Source organism: Paenarthrobacter sp. A20, from assembly GCF_024168825.1.
Classification (GTDB): domain Bacteria; phylum Actinomycetota; class Actinomycetes; order Actinomycetales; family Micrococcaceae; genus Arthrobacter.
Map to the genome: position 1 here is coordinate 759200 of NZ_JALJWH010000001.1, position 15202 is coordinate 774401.

The 15202-nt window shown below is 64.7% G+C and carries 13 protein-coding genes; 5 read left to right on the forward strand and 8 right to left on the reverse strand.

Features of this window, described 5'->3' with window-relative positions; all coding sequences use genetic code 11:
• Window positions 1-21: 21 nt before the first annotated feature.
• Genes J3D46_RS03640 through J3D46_RS03650 form a run of 3 tightly spaced genes read right to left on the reverse strand, consistent with a single transcriptional unit; the run spans window position 22 to window position 3627 of the window.
• A complete protein-coding gene (locus tag J3D46_RS03640) occupies window positions 22-657 on the reverse strand; it encodes a bifunctional 4-hydroxy-2-oxoglutarate aldolase/2-dehydro-3-deoxy-phosphogluconate aldolase (protein WP_159707966.1) in 636 nt (211 codons plus the stop codon).
• A complete protein-coding gene (locus J3D46_RS03645; protein ID WP_231342837.1) occupies window positions 654-2297 on the reverse strand; it encodes an amidohydrolase family protein in 1644 nt (547 codons plus the stop codon). The genes J3D46_RS03640 and J3D46_RS03645 overlap by 4 nt, the downstream gene beginning before the upstream one ends.
• A 10-nt stretch (window positions 2298-2307) precedes the next feature.
• Window positions 2308-3627, reverse strand: coding sequence for an alanine racemase (locus J3D46_RS03650; RefSeq protein ID WP_231342838.1), 1320 nt, complete (start codon window positions 3625-3627; stop codon window positions 2308-2310).
• A gap of 247 nt (window positions 3628-3874) precedes the next feature.
• On the opposite strand from J3D46_RS03650, the gene J3D46_RS03655 reads away from it, so the two are divergent.
• Genes J3D46_RS03655 through J3D46_RS03665 form a run of 3 tightly spaced genes read left to right on the forward strand, consistent with a single transcriptional unit; the run spans window position 3875 to window position 6064 of the window.
• Window positions 3875-4897 carry a sugar kinase gene (locus tag J3D46_RS03655; RefSeq protein ID WP_231342839.1) on the forward strand — a complete coding sequence of 341 codons (1023 nt, stop codon included), beginning with the start codon at window positions 3875-3877 and terminating at the stop codon, window positions 4895-4897.
• On the forward strand, window positions 4857-5663 hold the full coding sequence (locus J3D46_RS03660; RefSeq protein WP_308102750.1) for an IclR family transcriptional regulator: 807 nt from the start codon (window positions 4857-4859) through the stop codon (window positions 5661-5663). Before J3D46_RS03655 ends, J3D46_RS03660 begins: the two co-directional genes overlap by 41 nt.
• Complete coding sequence (locus J3D46_RS03665) at window positions 5660-6064, forward strand: RidA family protein (RefSeq protein WP_231342843.1); 405 nt, start codon at window positions 5660-5662, stop codon at window positions 6062-6064. Before J3D46_RS03660 ends, J3D46_RS03665 begins: the two co-directional genes overlap by 4 nt.
• A 277-nt stretch (window positions 6065-6341) precedes the next feature.
• Here the strand turns inward: J3D46_RS03665 and J3D46_RS03670 are convergent, their stop codons facing one another.
• The 4 genes from J3D46_RS03670 to J3D46_RS03685 form a co-directional block, all read right to left on the reverse strand.
• The gene (locus J3D46_RS03670) at window positions 6342-7265 is read right to left on the reverse strand and encodes an AEC family transporter (RefSeq protein ID WP_231342896.1); all 924 of its coding nucleotides are present in this window, start codon (window positions 7263-7265) and stop codon (window positions 6342-6344) included.
• Between the two features lie 105 nt (window positions 7266-7370).
• Window positions 7371-8741, reverse strand: a complete 1371-nt coding sequence (locus tag J3D46_RS03675; RefSeq protein WP_231342898.1) for an L-serine ammonia-lyase — start codon at window positions 8739-8741, stop codon at window positions 7371-7373.
• A gap of 131 nt (window positions 8742-8872) precedes the next feature.
• Entirely contained in the window at window positions 8873-9766 is an 894-nt protein-coding gene (locus tag J3D46_RS03680) for a LysR family transcriptional regulator (protein WP_231342900.1), read from the reverse strand.
• Window positions 9767-9788: 22 nt separating this feature from the next.
• Window positions 9789-10853, reverse strand: coding sequence for an Lrp/AsnC family transcriptional regulator (locus J3D46_RS03685; RefSeq protein WP_231342902.1), 1065 nt, complete (start codon window positions 10851-10853; stop codon window positions 9789-9791).
• Between the two features lie 81 nt (window positions 10854-10934).
• Between J3D46_RS03685 and J3D46_RS03690 the strand changes: the two genes are divergently transcribed.
• Both J3D46_RS03690 and J3D46_RS03695 read left to right on the forward strand, forming a co-directional pair.
• Window positions 10935-12395 carry an MFS transporter gene (locus J3D46_RS03690; protein WP_231342905.1) on the forward strand — a complete coding sequence of 487 codons (1461 nt, stop codon included), beginning with the start codon at window positions 10935-10937 and terminating at the stop codon, window positions 12393-12395.
• Window positions 12396-12424: 29 nt separating this feature from the next.
• A complete protein-coding gene (locus J3D46_RS03695) occupies window positions 12425-13654 on the forward strand; it encodes an amidohydrolase (protein WP_231342907.1) in 1230 nt (409 codons plus the stop codon).
• Between the two features lie 125 nt (window positions 13655-13779).
• Here the strand turns inward: J3D46_RS03695 and J3D46_RS03700 are convergent, their stop codons facing one another.
• A complete protein-coding gene (locus J3D46_RS03700) occupies window positions 13780-15093 on the reverse strand; it encodes an LssY C-terminal domain-containing protein (protein ID WP_231342909.1) in 1314 nt (437 codons plus the stop codon).
• Between the last annotated feature and the right edge of the window lie 109 nt (window positions 15094-15202).

Here is a 15202-nt window from a genome sequence, read left to right on the forward strand (position 1 = left end):
GCGTTTCTTTCTGGGTGAGTCCTACTTGAGGGTGCCGGTGAAGGCGGCGGCACGTGCCGCAATGTCTGCCCAGTCGCCTGCTGCAACTGCTGCGGGCGGGACTACGCTGGTGCCGCAGCAGACTGCGGCAGCACCGGCGTCGAGGTAGCTCTTGGCGTTGGAGGCGTCGATGCCTCCCGAAGGCAGCAAGCGGATGCCCGGGTACGGGCCCTGCAGGTCCTTCAGATACGCCGGGCCGAGCTGCCGGGCGGGGAAAATCTTGACGGCGGCCGAGCCCAGGTCCAGGGCCTGCGCCACCTCGGTGGGGGTCATGGCGCCGAGGCTGAACGGGATCCCCGCAGCCACGGCAACGGCGGCAACCTCCGGCCTGAGGCCGGGGGTCACCAGGAACTGCGCACCTGCGTCGATCGCCGCGCGGGCTTGGTCCGCTGTCATCACCGTGCCGATTCCGACGGCGGCACCATGCTCCGCTGCCGTCTCCGCCGCACGCTGTACGTGCTTGAGAACATCCGGGGTGGTGAACGTCAGCTCGACACTGCGGATGCCGCCGTCGGCCAGTGCCCGGCAGAGATCCGCGGCGTCGGTGATGGACGGGGCGCGGACAACCGCGAGGGTACGGTCGGCTTCGAGCTGCTGGAGGAACTGTTCAGGGGTCATTGTTGTCCTTCTCTGGTGAGGCCGTCGCTGCTGCGGCGCAGGGCGCGGCCGGCGCGTGCGCCGGTGGGTTGGCCGGCGTCGATCGCTGCCGCGCCGTTGACGAAGACGTACTGGATACCGCTGGCGGCTTGGCGGGGGTTCTCAAAAGTGGCTTCGTCGCGGATGGTTTCGGGATCGAAGAGCACGACGTCGGCCGCGTAGCCTTCGCGGACCAGCCCCCTGTTGTGGAGCTTGAGCCGTGCGGCAGGACGGCCGCTGAGATGGTGGACCGTTTCCTCGAGGCTGAGCAGTCCGAGGTCGCGGGAGTAGTGGCCGAGGTAGCGCGGGAACGTGCCCCAGGCCCGGGGATGTGGCTTGGCGCCGACCAGGAGTCCGTCGCTGCCGCCGGTGTGGGTCCGGTGCTTCATGATGGCCTGCACGTTTTCTTCATGGCCTACGTGCTGCAGGATTCCGGTTCCGAGGCGGTCTTCGGTGAGGATGCGCGCGAAAACGTCGAAGGGCTCTTGCTGGGTTTCCGCAGCAATGTCCCTGATGGTCTTTCCCACGTGACCCGCGAGCGCCGGGTTCTGGACGCCGCTGATTTCCAGGGTGTCCCACTCGGCCACTACGCCGTGGCAGCCATCGGAGCCGTAGACCTCCACGGCTTCACGGATCTTCGCGCGGGTTTCAGGATCTGCCAGGCGCGCGAGAGTGGCTTCCGTGCCGCCGGAGGAGGCCCAGCTCGGCAGGATCGCCGCAAGAGTGGTGGCTCCCGGGAGGTATGGGTAGGTGTCCAGGGTGATGTCCACGCCTTCATCGAGGGCGGAGTCGATCAGGTTCAGGAGTTCCCCGGCGCGGCCCTTGTTCTCAGCGAAGTTCATGGTGGCATGCGACAGGTGCAGTGCGCAGGCGGTGTCGCGGCTCAGCCCGATCATCTCGGCGTAGGCACCAAGCGCTCCCTTGCCGTAGGAGCGGTGATGCGGTGCGTAGAAGCCGCCCAACTCCCCCACCGTCCGGCAGAGCCCGGCAAGTTCCTCGGTTTGGGCGTACATGCCCGGCGTGTAAGTCAGGCCCGAGGACATTCCCACGGCGCCCTCCTCCATCGCCGCGCGGATGACGTCCTGCATCTGCTGCTGTTGCTCCGGCGTGGGGTCGCCTTCGGCGAAGCCCATCACCATGGCCCGGACGGTTCCCTGTGGGACGAGGTACGCGGCGTTGGTGGCGATGCGGCCACCGTCGTGTTCTGCGTCGAGGCGGTCGAGGTACTCGCCCACGGTCCGCCAGTTCCAGTCGAAATCGGCCGGGTTGTCGTTCCAGCCGGCGATCTTCTCCCGGACACCGGCCAACGTCGCATCGTCCACCGGCGCGTAGGACAATCCGTCCTGGCCGAGCAATTCCGTGGTGACGCCCTGGCTGAGCTTGGCGTAGTGGTCCCTGTTGACCAGAAGTTGCAGGTCCGAGTGCGCGTGCATGTCGACGAACCCGGGACTCAGGACAAGTCCCGTGGCGTCGATGACGCGGTCGGCACCGGTTTCCGCTGCGGTGAGGGTCCCGGCGTCGACGACGGCGGCAATCACCGCACCGTCCAGCAGGACATCCGCGGGGTGGCGGTCGGATCCGGTTCCGTCCACCAGGGTGGCGTTGCTGATGAGTGTCTTCATGGCATGGGTCCTAGAAGAAGGTATGGATGAGGTCCACGACGGTCTGGTCGCCGGCGGTATCCGCGAGGACCGGGATGACGGTCCATTTATCGAAGGCGGTGCACGGGTGGGACAGGCCCAGCCGGACGACGTCGCCGGGGTTCACCGTGGTGGTGTTGGCGTCGTAGGTCATGAAGCTGTGCTGGTCATTGACCGAGGTGATTTCGGCGCCCACCAAGGGGTCCATGGCTCCGCCCAGTGTTGGGCCGATGAGCTGCGGTTCGGGCAGGCCTTCGTCGAACGGGAGGTCACGCTTGCCGGCGTCGAGGATGGCCAGGCCGGGTTCCGTCTGCGAAACGACGCGTGCCCAGCCGTACATTCCAGCGCTGAACGGCTGATTGCCTTCACGGGAAAACGGCGAGATTCCGCGGTAGAAACCGTCGTCGTGGATGATGTACGCCCCACTGCGGATCATGAGGTCCACAGATACGGAATCGGACCCAGTCTCACCGGCCGCTCCTGTTTTTCCGATGTACGGCGACAAGACGGTGACAACATCGTCAAAGTAGGCGCTTCCCCCCGCGGTGAGGATCACCTCGCTGGAGCCGTACAGCCCTTCGGTGAGCAACTGCTCATGAAGCAGCCCCATCCGGGCGAGGTAGCCACGGACGGCGGCCAGGCCGGCGTCGTCCGCTGTGTGCGCGAGCGAGCCTTCGTACCCACTGACGCCTACCAGGCGGAGGTTCGGGGAGGACGAAATCGCGCGGGCCACGTCCATGGCGGCTTCGACGCCACGGGCGCCGGTCCGGCCGCCATGGGCACCGAGCTCCACCAGGACGTCCAGCACGGCCCCACTGCCGGCGAGGGTCCGGTCGATGACATCCACGGTTCCCAGGGAGTCGATCCAGGACAGGATGGTGGTCCCGGCGGGCTGGCCGGCTACCCACTGGATCGCCTGCGGATCCGTGAGGCTGTTGGCCAGCTGCAGGTTCCGGACCCCGAACTCCCGGGCAACCCGGAGCTGCGCGAAGTTGGCCAGCGTGATGCCCCAGGCGCCCCGGTTGAGCTGCTCGGTCCAGAGCTGCGGCGACATGGTGGTCTTGCCGTGCGGCGCGAGGAGGACTCCGCGTTCCGTGCACCACCTGGCGAGGCGATCGGCGTTGGTTGCGAGCGCTGAAGCGTCGAGTGTCAGCAGCGGCGTCTGGAGGTCGGCCAACGTGTGCTTGGCGGCGAGGAAGTCCGCGTGGGTTGTCCCGTTGTCGGTTGCCGGCACGGCCTTGTGCCGCCAGTCGAGCCTGCGGTCTGCGAGGCCGGCCACGGCGGTCCCCGAAATGGCTTCGGAAGTGTTCACGCGTTCATTCCCTTCGCGGTGCTGCGTTTTTGGAGCTGCGTTGTGGGGTTGTTTGGGGAGGTTTTCCCTTAGCGTTGCGTATTTTGCAACGCTGGTTGCAAACCTGCTGGTGATATGTCTAACATGGTGGCGGATTGAGAGTCAAGGCCGCGGCATACCCGCAGAGCCTCCCAATCTGCCGCGAATCGCCCAGAATTCGTGGCCCACCAAAGGCGCTGGGAAGCGCAACGATGAGTGCGGGAGAACGATGCTTTCAGCTGTATGCGTTGGCGAAACCATGGCCATGCTTACCCCTGTCCATGCCGTTCCCCTGCACCTTGCCACCGAGCTCCACTTCGGAATCGGCGGCGCAGAATCAAACGTCGCCATGGGCCTGGCGGCCATGGGGCTGGACACCCACTGGGTCAGCCGGGTGGGCCGCGATGGCTTCGGCACGCGCATCCTCCACGACCTCCGGGACCACGGCGTCGGCGTGTCCGGCGTCGAGGTTGACGATTCCCTGCCCACGGGCCTTTACGTGAAGGTCCCCGCCCAGGAAGCAGACCCCGACGGCGGCAGTTCAGTTCTGTACTACCGGCAAGGCTCAGCGGCGTCGGCCATGGGACGGGCCACGCTCGCCAATCCGGCCGTTTCCTCCTTGCTGGAGAATGCTGCGCTGATTCATCTGAGCGGGATCACCGCTGCCCTCTCCCCCGAGTGCCTGTCATTGCTGGAGGCCATCCTGACCGCACCGCGGAACGGCCGGACCATCAGCTTCGACGTCAACTGGCGCGAAGCCTTATGGGCAGGCCAGGACCGTTCCGTCCTGCAGCGCCTGGCGAACCTGGCCGACGTCGTACTCGTTGGAAAAGACGAAGCCGAGCACGCCTTCGGCACCACCGACGAAGCCGAACTCCGCCGGATGATGCCGGATCCCGAGGTTCTGGTCATCAAGAACGAGGCCATCAGCGCCATTGCGCTGACACGCGGCACGGCTGACTCAAGTGGCACCCGGGAAGAGGTGTCCGCCCTGTCCGTCGCCGTCGTCGAGCCTGTTGGCGCGGGTGACTCGTTCGCCGCCGGTTACCTCAGCGGCATGCTGTTCGGCCTCGGCCAGAAAGAAAGCCTCCGCCGCGGACATGTGGCAGCAGCGTGCACCCTCACTGTTCACGGCGACCGCGGCCCGCTGCCCGATGCCGCCGAGCTTGCAGCCATCCTGGATTCTTCGGATGACGCCTGGGCTGCTATTCATGTTGAAGACGGACAATTCAACACCAGAACCGGAGCGTGACACTGTGAGCCAGAGCCTCATGCGGGCCATCGACCTGCTCGGCGAACTCGCCGCCAAACCCGCAACGCTGGACGAGCTCGCGTCCAAGGCCGCGGTGCACAAGACCACCGTGATGCGGCTTCTGCACGCCATGGAGGAGAAGCGTTTTGTGGTGCGCGACGAGGACCAGCGGTTCATGCTCGGCTCAAAGCTGTTCGAACTGTCCTCGCTGGCACTGGAACAACGGGACATCCGCAAGGTGGCCCACCCGCATTTGGCCGACTTGAACGGCCGCACCGGGCACACTGTGCACCTTGCCGCCTTCGAAGGGAGCGAGGTGGTGTACATCGACAAGTTCGAGTCGCACCACCCCGTCCGCATGTACTCGCGCATCGGCCTGACTGCATCGCTGCACTCGGCCGCTGTGTCCAAGGTCCTCCTCGCCGATATGCCGCGCAGCCGGCAGGAAAAGATCGCGGCGGGGCTGGACTACATCAAAGTTACCGAGAACACCCTGACCTCGCCGGAGGCCCTCCTGGCCGAACTCGAGCAGGTCAAGGAACAGGGCTGGGCCCACGACAACGCCGAGCACGAAGCCTTCGTGCACTGCATCGCGACCCCCATCCGCGACGCCAGCGGCACCGTTGTAGCAGCAGCCTCTTGCTCGGTACCGGTAGTGATGCTCAGCTATGAAGGCTTGCTTGAGCTGCTGCCCGACCTCAAAGCCAGCACCGAGTCCATCTCCAACGACCTCGGCTGGATCAGCCACGAAAGGAACTCAGCATGAGTGAAAAGACCGTAGTACTGACCGAAAACGCCCCCGCCCCGGCGCACGTATTCTCGCAGGGCATCAAAAAGGGTGGCATGTTCCAGGTTTCCGGCCAGGGACCCATGGACCCCGCCACCAACCAATACATCGGCGACGGCGACGTCCGCGTCCAGACCCGTCGCACGCTGGAAAACGTGAAGGCCATCCTGGAAGCCGGCGGCTCCTCCGTTGAAGACGTCCTCATGTTCCGCGTCTACCTCACCACCCGCGACGACTTCGCCGCAATGAACGAGGTCTACGGCGAGTTCATCCGCGAGAACGTGCCCAGCGGCCAGCTGCCGAGCCGCACCACCGTCTTCGTGGACCTGCCCCACGAGGTCATGCTGGTGGAGATCGACGCCCTGGCAGTCACCGCGTAACCCCCTCCCACCTAACTACAGCTTCCACCGGACGCTCTCTCACCGCCGGAACGGTTTCGGGGAAGGCTCTCTCACCGCCCGCACGGGAGAGCTCGACGGCGGCACTCACCCGAGTGCCGCCGTCGAGCCTTAAGCGGTGGCTGGCTTCCCACTGCGTGCCGCCACCACCCACTTTGGATCTGAAACCACTCCGACACGCCGCGACTGACGGCATGTCGAGCTCCGTCATGTTTCAAAGTTGGTGTTGGAGGCCCAGCCAGATGGACAGCTGTTGGGCCTAGCCGAACAGCCAGGCCGCCCCCAGCAGCAGCGGTATGGCCAAGATGCTGGTGAACACCGCCGTTGACTGGGCAATCCCTTGGCCCACGCCGTAGCGGACAGCATAGAGGACCACGTTCTGGCCGGTGGGAAGGATGGCACACGCCGTGACCACGAATGTGCTGAAGGGGTCCAGGTGGAAGACGAAGGCGGCCAGGATCCATGCGAGCACAGGCTGGACTGCCGACTTAAGAATGACGGCAATAGTGGTGGGGACGCGGTCTCCGATGCCGGGGCGCACTGACAATCCGTGAAGGGACATGCCGAAGATGATCAGCATCAGGGGGACAGCCAACTGGGCAACCAGCGCCAACGGATCCAGAACCAGGCGGGGCAGTTCAATCCCCAAGGCACTCACCACGATCCCAAGAATCGCGGCAACTGTGACCGGGTTGCGGAAGGGGATGGACAGCACGCGCCAGATGGAGACGTGTTTGCCCGCCGGATCCGTGAGGTCCAGGATGGTCAGGGCAATGGGCGTGACGATGGCCAATTGAAACAGCATGATGGGCGTGACGTAGGTGGCGCTGCCGAGGATGTAAAGGGACAGAGGAACGCCCAGATTGGTGGAGTTCACGATTCCCACGGACAGCGCGCCAATGGTGGTCCGCCGGACACCCCAGCGGCCAATGAGGCCCGCCACGGTAAACACGAGCATGACCGCCACCGCCGTGACTACGGAAATCAGGCCGGTGGCGCTGAGGACATCTGAAATGTGGCGCGAGGCAATCGCCGAAAACATCAGGCAGGGCAGCCCCACCATGAACGTCAGCGTGGAGAGGACTTTGCTGCCCTCGGGACCCAACGTCTTGGTTCTGCCAAGGATGTAGCCAATGAGCAGCACAACACCGACCACAAAGAAACCCTGAAGGACTCCGTCCACACCGTTTTCCTCAATCCGTAACTCTGGAATGCCGGCTGGTGACGCAGGCTGACTGGGAACGGATTAACCCTATCGGTCAGGAAACGACCGCCGGGCCAGGTGACGTCAGCACGCTATGACATTGACGGCCAGGCCTCCCCGCGAGGTCTCCTTGTACTTGCTCTTCATGTCCGCGCCGGTCTCGCGCATGGTTTTGATGGCGGCATCCAGCGAGACGTGATGGATACCGTCGCCGCGAAGGCTGATCCTGGCCGCATTGATGGCTTTGTTGCTGGCCATGGCGTTGCGCTCGATGCACGGTATTTGCACCAGGCCGCCCACGGGGTCGCATGTCAGCCCGAGGTTGTGTTCGATCCCGATTTCCGCAGCGTTCTCAACCTGCTGGGGCGTGCCGCCGAGGATCTCGCACAACGCCCCGGCCGCCATGGAGCACGCCGATCCCACCTCTCCCTGGCACCCGACTTCGGCACCCGAGATGGAGGCGTTCTCCTTGAAGAGAACACCGATGGCGGCCGCCGTGAGCAGGAACCGCACCACCGAATCCTCCGTCGCCCCGGGCGTGAACATCATGTAGTAGTGCAGGACGGCAGGGATGATGCCCGCAGCTCCGTTGGTGGGCGCCGTGACCACTCTTCCGCCCGTTGCGTTCTCTTCATTGACCGCCAACGCGAAAAGGTTGATCCAGTCCACGGCGCGAAGGGGATCGCTGGTGTCGTCTTTCGCCTGCAGGTCAGCCAACAAACGGGGCGCACGACGGCGGACCTTGAGGCTGCCGGGCAGGTGCTCTTCCGGGCGGCGACAGCCGCGTTCCACGCATTCCTTCATGGTGTCCCAGATGTGGAGCAACTCAGTGCGGGTTTCCTCATCGCTGCGCCAGGCACGCTCGTTGGCCAGCATAATGTCACTGATGGACAGGCCTTCGCGGTCGCAATGGGACAACAACTCCTCGGCGCTGGTGAACGGGAACCGGAGCTGGACGTCGTTCTGCGGCTTGGCCCCCACCGAGCCTTCGTCCACCACGAAACCGCCGCCCACCGAGTAGCACGTCTGCTCGGCGAGCACGTTTCCGTCGTGGTCGAAGGCCTGGAACCTCATGCCGTTGGGATGGGCCGGCAGGGATTGGCGCAGGTGGAGCGTGACGTCCTTGCCCCGGTTGAAGGGGATCATCCGGCGTTGACCGATGAGGAGTTTCCTGGATTCTGTGGCCTCCTCGACCCTCTGGTCCGCCGTCACGGTATCCACCGTTTCGGGCGACTCTCCCATGAACCCCAGGATGACAGCTTTGTCCGAGCCGTGGCCTCTTCCAGTAGCCCCCAGTGAACCGAACAGTCCGGCGTGAAGGCGATCAACGGCGTCGAGCATGCCTTCAGCGGCAAGGGTTTCAACGAAGGTGCGGGCAGCCCGCATCGGGCCGACCGTGTGGGACGACGACGGGCCGATCCCGATCGAAAACAGATCAAGGGCGCTCAAGGCCATGGCGTTCCTCCGCGGGGTAAAGGGTTGGGGGTCTCTTCCCAGCTTGAGGGCGGATCGGGTCAGCGTCTATCGGGAACTTCTGAACTCGATGTGAAGCGCAGCTTAACGATCCTGTACCGTAGTGCGCTGCATCAGGCAGTGGGGCGTGCTTCCACGGCGATCCTGAGTTCTTCAAGGACGGCAGCAACGGCTGGTGATTCCTTGCTGGCGGTCCGGTTCAAGACGATGATGTTGCGGCCACAGCTCGGCTCCACCCGGCGGACTACCAAATCCTCCGTTTCCCGCCCGAGGTTCAACTCACTCATCAACGCGACCCCGAGACCGCCACGGACCAACCCCAGTGTGGCCATGAGGTTTCGGCAGTTCGCGACAACGTTCGGCTCGAAGCCCGAGTCGCGGCACGTTTGGCGCACGAACTGCTCGAACACACTGCCCTGCTGGTCAAGGATCCACCGATCAGCCGCGAAGTCGGACAGGGTCACCGCCTCCGTCGCCTGCCTGCCCCCGGGAAGACAGAGGATGATTTCGTCACGCGCCAAAACGGTCTTCACGAGCCCTTCGTCCTGTATTTCGTGCAGGTCGTCCACTACCGCGACATCGATGTGCCCGGCGCGCAATTGTGCGACGCTTTCGAACGGCTCAAGGTCGGAGACGGTCACGTCCAGGCGCGGATAGTTCGTCTGCAGGGACATCACGGCAGCGGGCAATACCGTGCTGCAAAAGCTGGGGAAGGCGCTGATGGCAAGCCGGCCACGGACATCAGTAAGGAACTTCTTCAGGTTGGCTTCGGCGGATTCCACCTCAGAGGCGATGCGGCCGTAGTGGCCAACCAACATAGTGCCGGCTTCGGTGAGCCGAACCTTCCGTCCGGCGCGGACAAGGAGCGGCAGTCCGGCTTCCCGTTCAAGCACCGCCAGCTGCTGGCTCACGGCCGAGGTAGTCATGTGCAGCTTGGCAGCGGCCGCTGTCATGGTGCCTTCAAGCTCAAGGGTCTTGAGGATGTGCAGCCGACGGATATCAAGCACAGGAACCTCCTACGGTTTAGCTCTACTTAACCCCAGAAGCAGGCCGCGAGCCACGTTCGGGTGACCCATCCGGCGTCGTCCAGGGGTGAATGAAACCGAGAGTCGCCGCTCCGTCGTCATCAATCAAACGCCCCAGGTGCTTGCTCATCCTGAACACCACGCTGCGATCCACAATCCTCGCGCTGGGAACGGCCGCTTCCAGAGCTGCCTCGAAGCGCATCACATCGGTCAGCTCCCTCAGCCATACGGCGACCACCAGGTTGTACTGGCTGGCCACTGCGAGCGCAGTGCGGGCTTCCGGGATCCGGGCCATCAGCCCGCGTATCTGCTGGATGTGCTTGGCGGCTGTGCGCATGAAGTACCAGGCATAGACGGGCCAGCCTGTGACGCTCCGGGCAACATCGGTACGAATGCGGAGCAGCCCGTCGGCCCGCAAGCGGGCCAGCCCATCTGCGACCCGCTGCTCGCTGAGGCCGTGTTCTGCGGCGATGTGGCTGACGGGCCGCCTTCCGTCCTCGGTGAGGCAGTGCCGTAGGGCCGCTTCGACGTCGGGGTGCACCGTCCGCGGGGCCCTTGTCCGGGGCGGGCGCGGTTTGGGTACTTTGGCCACTTCGGGTGGAGTCAGCGCGCGCAATCGCCAGTCGGACGCCTCCATCACCATTTCCGTGACCAGATGCGTCTGGGTGTTCCGGACGCCCTCGAGCGCACCGATCTGATTTGTGACCGCATCCCAGATGGCCAAAGGGTTGTCCGCGAGCATGGTCGCCAGAAGGTCGCGCCCGCCGGAGGTGTGGTCGAGGGTCAGCACGGAGGGAATCCGGGTAATTTGCCGGGCCACGTCACCGATTTGTTGCGGGATGCAGGTGATGTCGATGAGCGCCGAGGCCCCACTGGGGAAGATGCCGGTCACCCAGGCGAGTCCACGTTCCCGCAGCGAGTCCCATCGCCTTGCCAGCGTTACGGGGTCCACGCCGATCACCGGAGCCAGTTCGCTCCACGGGGCGCGGCCTTCAATCTGAAGAGCATGGATGATGCGTTCCTCAAGGGGATCGAGCATGTATTCCTGCATGAAGATAAGGATATTCATGAATACCTGCGATTTCATCCAACGGAAACACGGCACTTCCATGATGTTGTGATCCCGTTCACTTCACACATCGGAGCGCACATGCGTACAACTGCGCAGACTTCCACCAAGGCCGCAGGAGCCGTCGGCTTCCTGGTGGTCATGGAGCTCGGCAGCGGCATTCTTCAGGGCTGGCTGAATCCTTTGTTCTCGTCCATCGGTGAACACCATGGAGTTTCGGCTGCCTCGCTGAACTGGATCAGCGCCGCGTACTTGCTGGCTACCGTCTTGGTAGTCCCGCTGCTGTCCAAGCTCGGCGACATCCACGGCCACAAGCGAATCCTCATGATCTCCACGGCAATTGTCGCCGCGGCCTCAGTGCTTGTGGCGTTTGCCCCCAACTACGAGTTGTTCCTGCTGGGCCGGGCCATCCAGGCGCCACTGGCAGTGTTCCTCCCCCTGGAATTCGCCATCGTCCACCAGCGCGATTCGGAACGCTCGGGTCGGAGCATCGGCCGGCTGGTCGCCGCGCTGACCCTCGGCGCCACGATCGGCGGATTCCTCGGAGGCCTCGTCCTCGACGCCACGGGGAGCCTGTCCATCACCTTGCTCATGCCCGCAATCTTCATGGCCCTGTGCATCCCGGGCATCGCCATGTTCGTCAAGGAGACCCCGCTGCGGAGCAAAGGGCGGGTGGACTACCTGGGGGCCGCGCTTCTTGGAGCCGGGCTGGTTGCCCTGCTTGGAGGAGCCTCGAACCTGGCGACCTGGCCGCCAACGACGACTGCCCTTGCGATGGCGGCCGGTGTTGCGCTCCTGGCTGCCTGGGTGGTTTCCGCCCGCCGGATCGAACACCCTCTGGTAGACCTCACCATGCTCTTGCGCGGTGGAATTGGGCTGCCGATCGTGGTCGCGTTCCTGTTTGGGGCGCAGCTGTTCGGAGCACAGGCACCCATCTCCGTGTATCTGCGCTCTGATCCCGCCACCTTGGGCTTTGGCTTCGGTGCCGCAGCTTCTGCTGCCGGAACCATGCTCAGCATTATGGCCTTGGCCGCCTTCCTTGGGGCTTCCCTCGGCGACCGCGTTTCCCGCGCCTTGGGCGGCACCCGCACCGTTGCCCTCGGCGGAGCGCTCGGCGCCGTGGCCTATGCCCTCATGATCCTGACGCCGGGCAGCCTGGTGACCTTCTCCACGTGGCTGGTGATTGCCGGCTTCGGTACAGGACTGGTCAGTGGCACCCTGCCAACCTTGGTGGTCCAGCGCGCGGCGGCGGATTCTGTGGGGATCGCGTCCGGCCTGTATAACACCGCCCGTACCGCTGCCGGCGGTGTTGCCGGAGCGCTGTTCGCGCTGCTGATGTCCGCTCTCACAACCCCGACGGCTACGGGAACACGCGCCGCAACCGAGTTCTCCTTCCACGCCGTGTGGTGGATCTGTGCAGGCCTTTGCGTGCTCTTCGCCATCGCCGTCCTGTTCATCCGTCAGGCTGCACCACCAAAGGAAATGGCCGCACCAGCCGTGGCCGCACCCCGGGCAGGCGACGCCCTCGAACCCGTCAACTGACACGACTACAACTACCAGCGAGGAAAACAATGACAATTTCAATCGACATCACCTCACGGCAGACACTGCGCGACGCCGTACGGGAGTCCGTGGCCGCCGTCGGGCCTTCCATCCTTGACCTCAGCCACAAGGTCCACGCGCTGGCCGAGGTCTCCTGGGAAGAACACAAATCGGCGGCGGCCGCGGCCGAAGTCCTGCGCGACGGCGGTTTCGACGTCATCGAAGGCGCCTATGGTGTGCCGACGGCGCTTGAGGCCGTCTACGGGAGCGGCGAACTGACCGTCGTGATCTGCGCAGAGTACGACGCCCTCCCGGAAGTGGGCCACGCATGCGGGCACAACATCATCGCCGCAGCAGGCGTCGGCGCAGCGCTGGCCCTCAAGCCCGTAGCGGACGCCGCCGGGCTGCGCATCAAATTGCTCGGCACTCCGGCTGAAGAGCATGGCGGCGGCAAGGTGTCCCTCTTGCAGGCAGGCGCCTGGGAGGACGCCGCGTTCTCGCTCATGGTTCACGGGATGACCGGGACGGAACGGAGCGCATCAGCGTTCAGCATGGCGGCCGTGGAACGCTTCGAGGTCCAGTTCAAGGGCAGCGAAGCCCACGCCGCAGGAGCGCCGGACAAGGCCATCAACGCGGGAGCAGCAGCGAGCCTGGCGCTGATGAACATGGCCGTCCTGCGGCAGCACCTGCCGGAGGACTCCAACACCAACGCCTTCATCTCGCACGGCGGCGGCGCCACCAATGTCATCGCTGGTGACGCCACGGTGCAGGTGGAGGTCCGGGCCGGAGACCTCAACGATTGGCGCGAGCTCAAGCGGCGCGTTCTCGCCTGCTTCGAGGGAGCGGCCATCGCTACCGGCTGCACGTGGACGCACTGCCAGACCGAGCACCCCTACGCCCCCTTGGACACGCACGCCGGACTGGGTAAGGCATGGGACGCCAACATGGAAGCAGTAGGCCGGCCCGTGGATCACACCCCTGTCTTCGGTGGCGGCTCCTCGGACATGGGCAACGTCTCCCAAGTGATCCCGTCTGTCCACGGCATGGTGGTTGTCCGCAACAGCAGCGCGGTGCCCCACCACCCGGACTTCACGGCAGCCGCCATCACGCCCGAAGCCGACGACGCAGTCATCGACGGCGCCACCGTCCTGGCGCTCACCATCCTGGATGCCGCTTTGGATCCCCAACTGCGGTCCGGGCTGATGGAGCTTCAGGCCTCGCGACAGCCCGGTGCCACCAGGCTGACGCTGGAGGCATAGGTTACGGCCCACACGGTCGACGGCGGCACTCGCGTGGGTGCCGTCGTCGATCCTTTACCGGGGACGGCTATTGGGGGACGGCTACTGGGGGACGGCGTGTCCCGGTCCCGCAAAGTCAAAGAAGGTCAGGACGGCACACGCCGGTTGACCAGCTCCGGAGGAAGAGCCGGAACGCGTTGGCGCTTCGCGTAGACCCTGGCCCGTTGGCTGGAGAGCGCCAGCAACACGAGGATGTCCGAGGCCAGACCGGAGAGTCCCGCCTCGAAGGTGAGGTTCGCGGTCCCCGTGGAGTAGTCGATTGCCTGAACCAGGATCGAGATGGAACTGAGGGCCATGGCGATCACCCGGGCGCCGTTGCTGCCCAGGAAAATCCGCCATGCCAGGAAGACTTCGCCGAGACCGAAGAGCAGCACAATGACCGCTACGGTGACCAGGGCCGCCGTCGTGGTTTCAGGGTCCGAGGAAGCGTCATCGAAGGTGATGCCATCCAGCTCTCCGCCGGACGTCAGGAGCGTGATCGATAGGACCAACGCCGCGACCGCCCTGGCAACCACCAGTGCCGCGCCCATCATCGTGGGGGCCGGCCGCCTATCGCGGCTGTCAGTCCTGTTGGCCGGTTGCCCGGAGGGGACCGGCACGCGGCGTGCGTCAACAATGGGCAGGTCGCCGTCGGTGGAAATCGAGTCACCGCCGCCGTTGCGTGTGTGATAGCCGGTGGAGAAGTCCTCGATGACCTGCACGGTGACAGCGGGCTCTACGGCAGAAACCGTGGAAACGATGTGGTCGCGTTCCACATCGGTGTTCTGCTCGATCTTGTGCGTGATCTGGAGGGTGAACAGCGAGAAACCGACGCTGCGGTCATAGGTTCCGGCAGCCAGCCAATCCACTTTGTGGCCACCGGGCAGGAGCCATCCCTCCGGGCAACGCCAGAAGCGGACGTGGTGGCGTTTGCCCGGGGTGTTGTCCACTTCCTGTTGGTAGGCAAAGTCCTGTTGCCGGTCGAAGAGGTACAGAGGGCTGACCGGTGCCTCGGTGTAGCTCCGGCGGAAAATGGTGGAGCTGACAATACGGCGGCTGCTGGCAAACGTTACGTCGTCGGCCATCGTCCACCCGGCGGACTGCATGATCGCGTGGATCTGGGGCTCAGCGCCGAGAAGGGCAACATTCACTGGATCCCCGAGAAGGCCATCGCTGGTTCGTGCGCGGCCAATGAAATAGCCGGGAACGTAAATGGTGGTCAGAATCCGGTGCAGCCGTGGCAGCAGCAAATAGGCCAGGAATGCCCAGAACACCACGGAGAACCAGATCTGGCCCCATCCCAGATGGAAGCTTTCCCCCACCAACAGGAACGCCAGCCACACGGCAGCCGCTCCGCCCAGGATGAAGAATCCATGGTCCAAGCGGCTGTCTGTGACTTCTTTCTTCGGCACCTTGTACATTTAGCTCCCCCTTGTGGCCCCTTAAGCTTCGGACTTCGGGTGGCTGTTGTACAGACGCCAATACATACAGCCCGCACTGGTACGGCACAGCAGAGTCACAGGCATCATA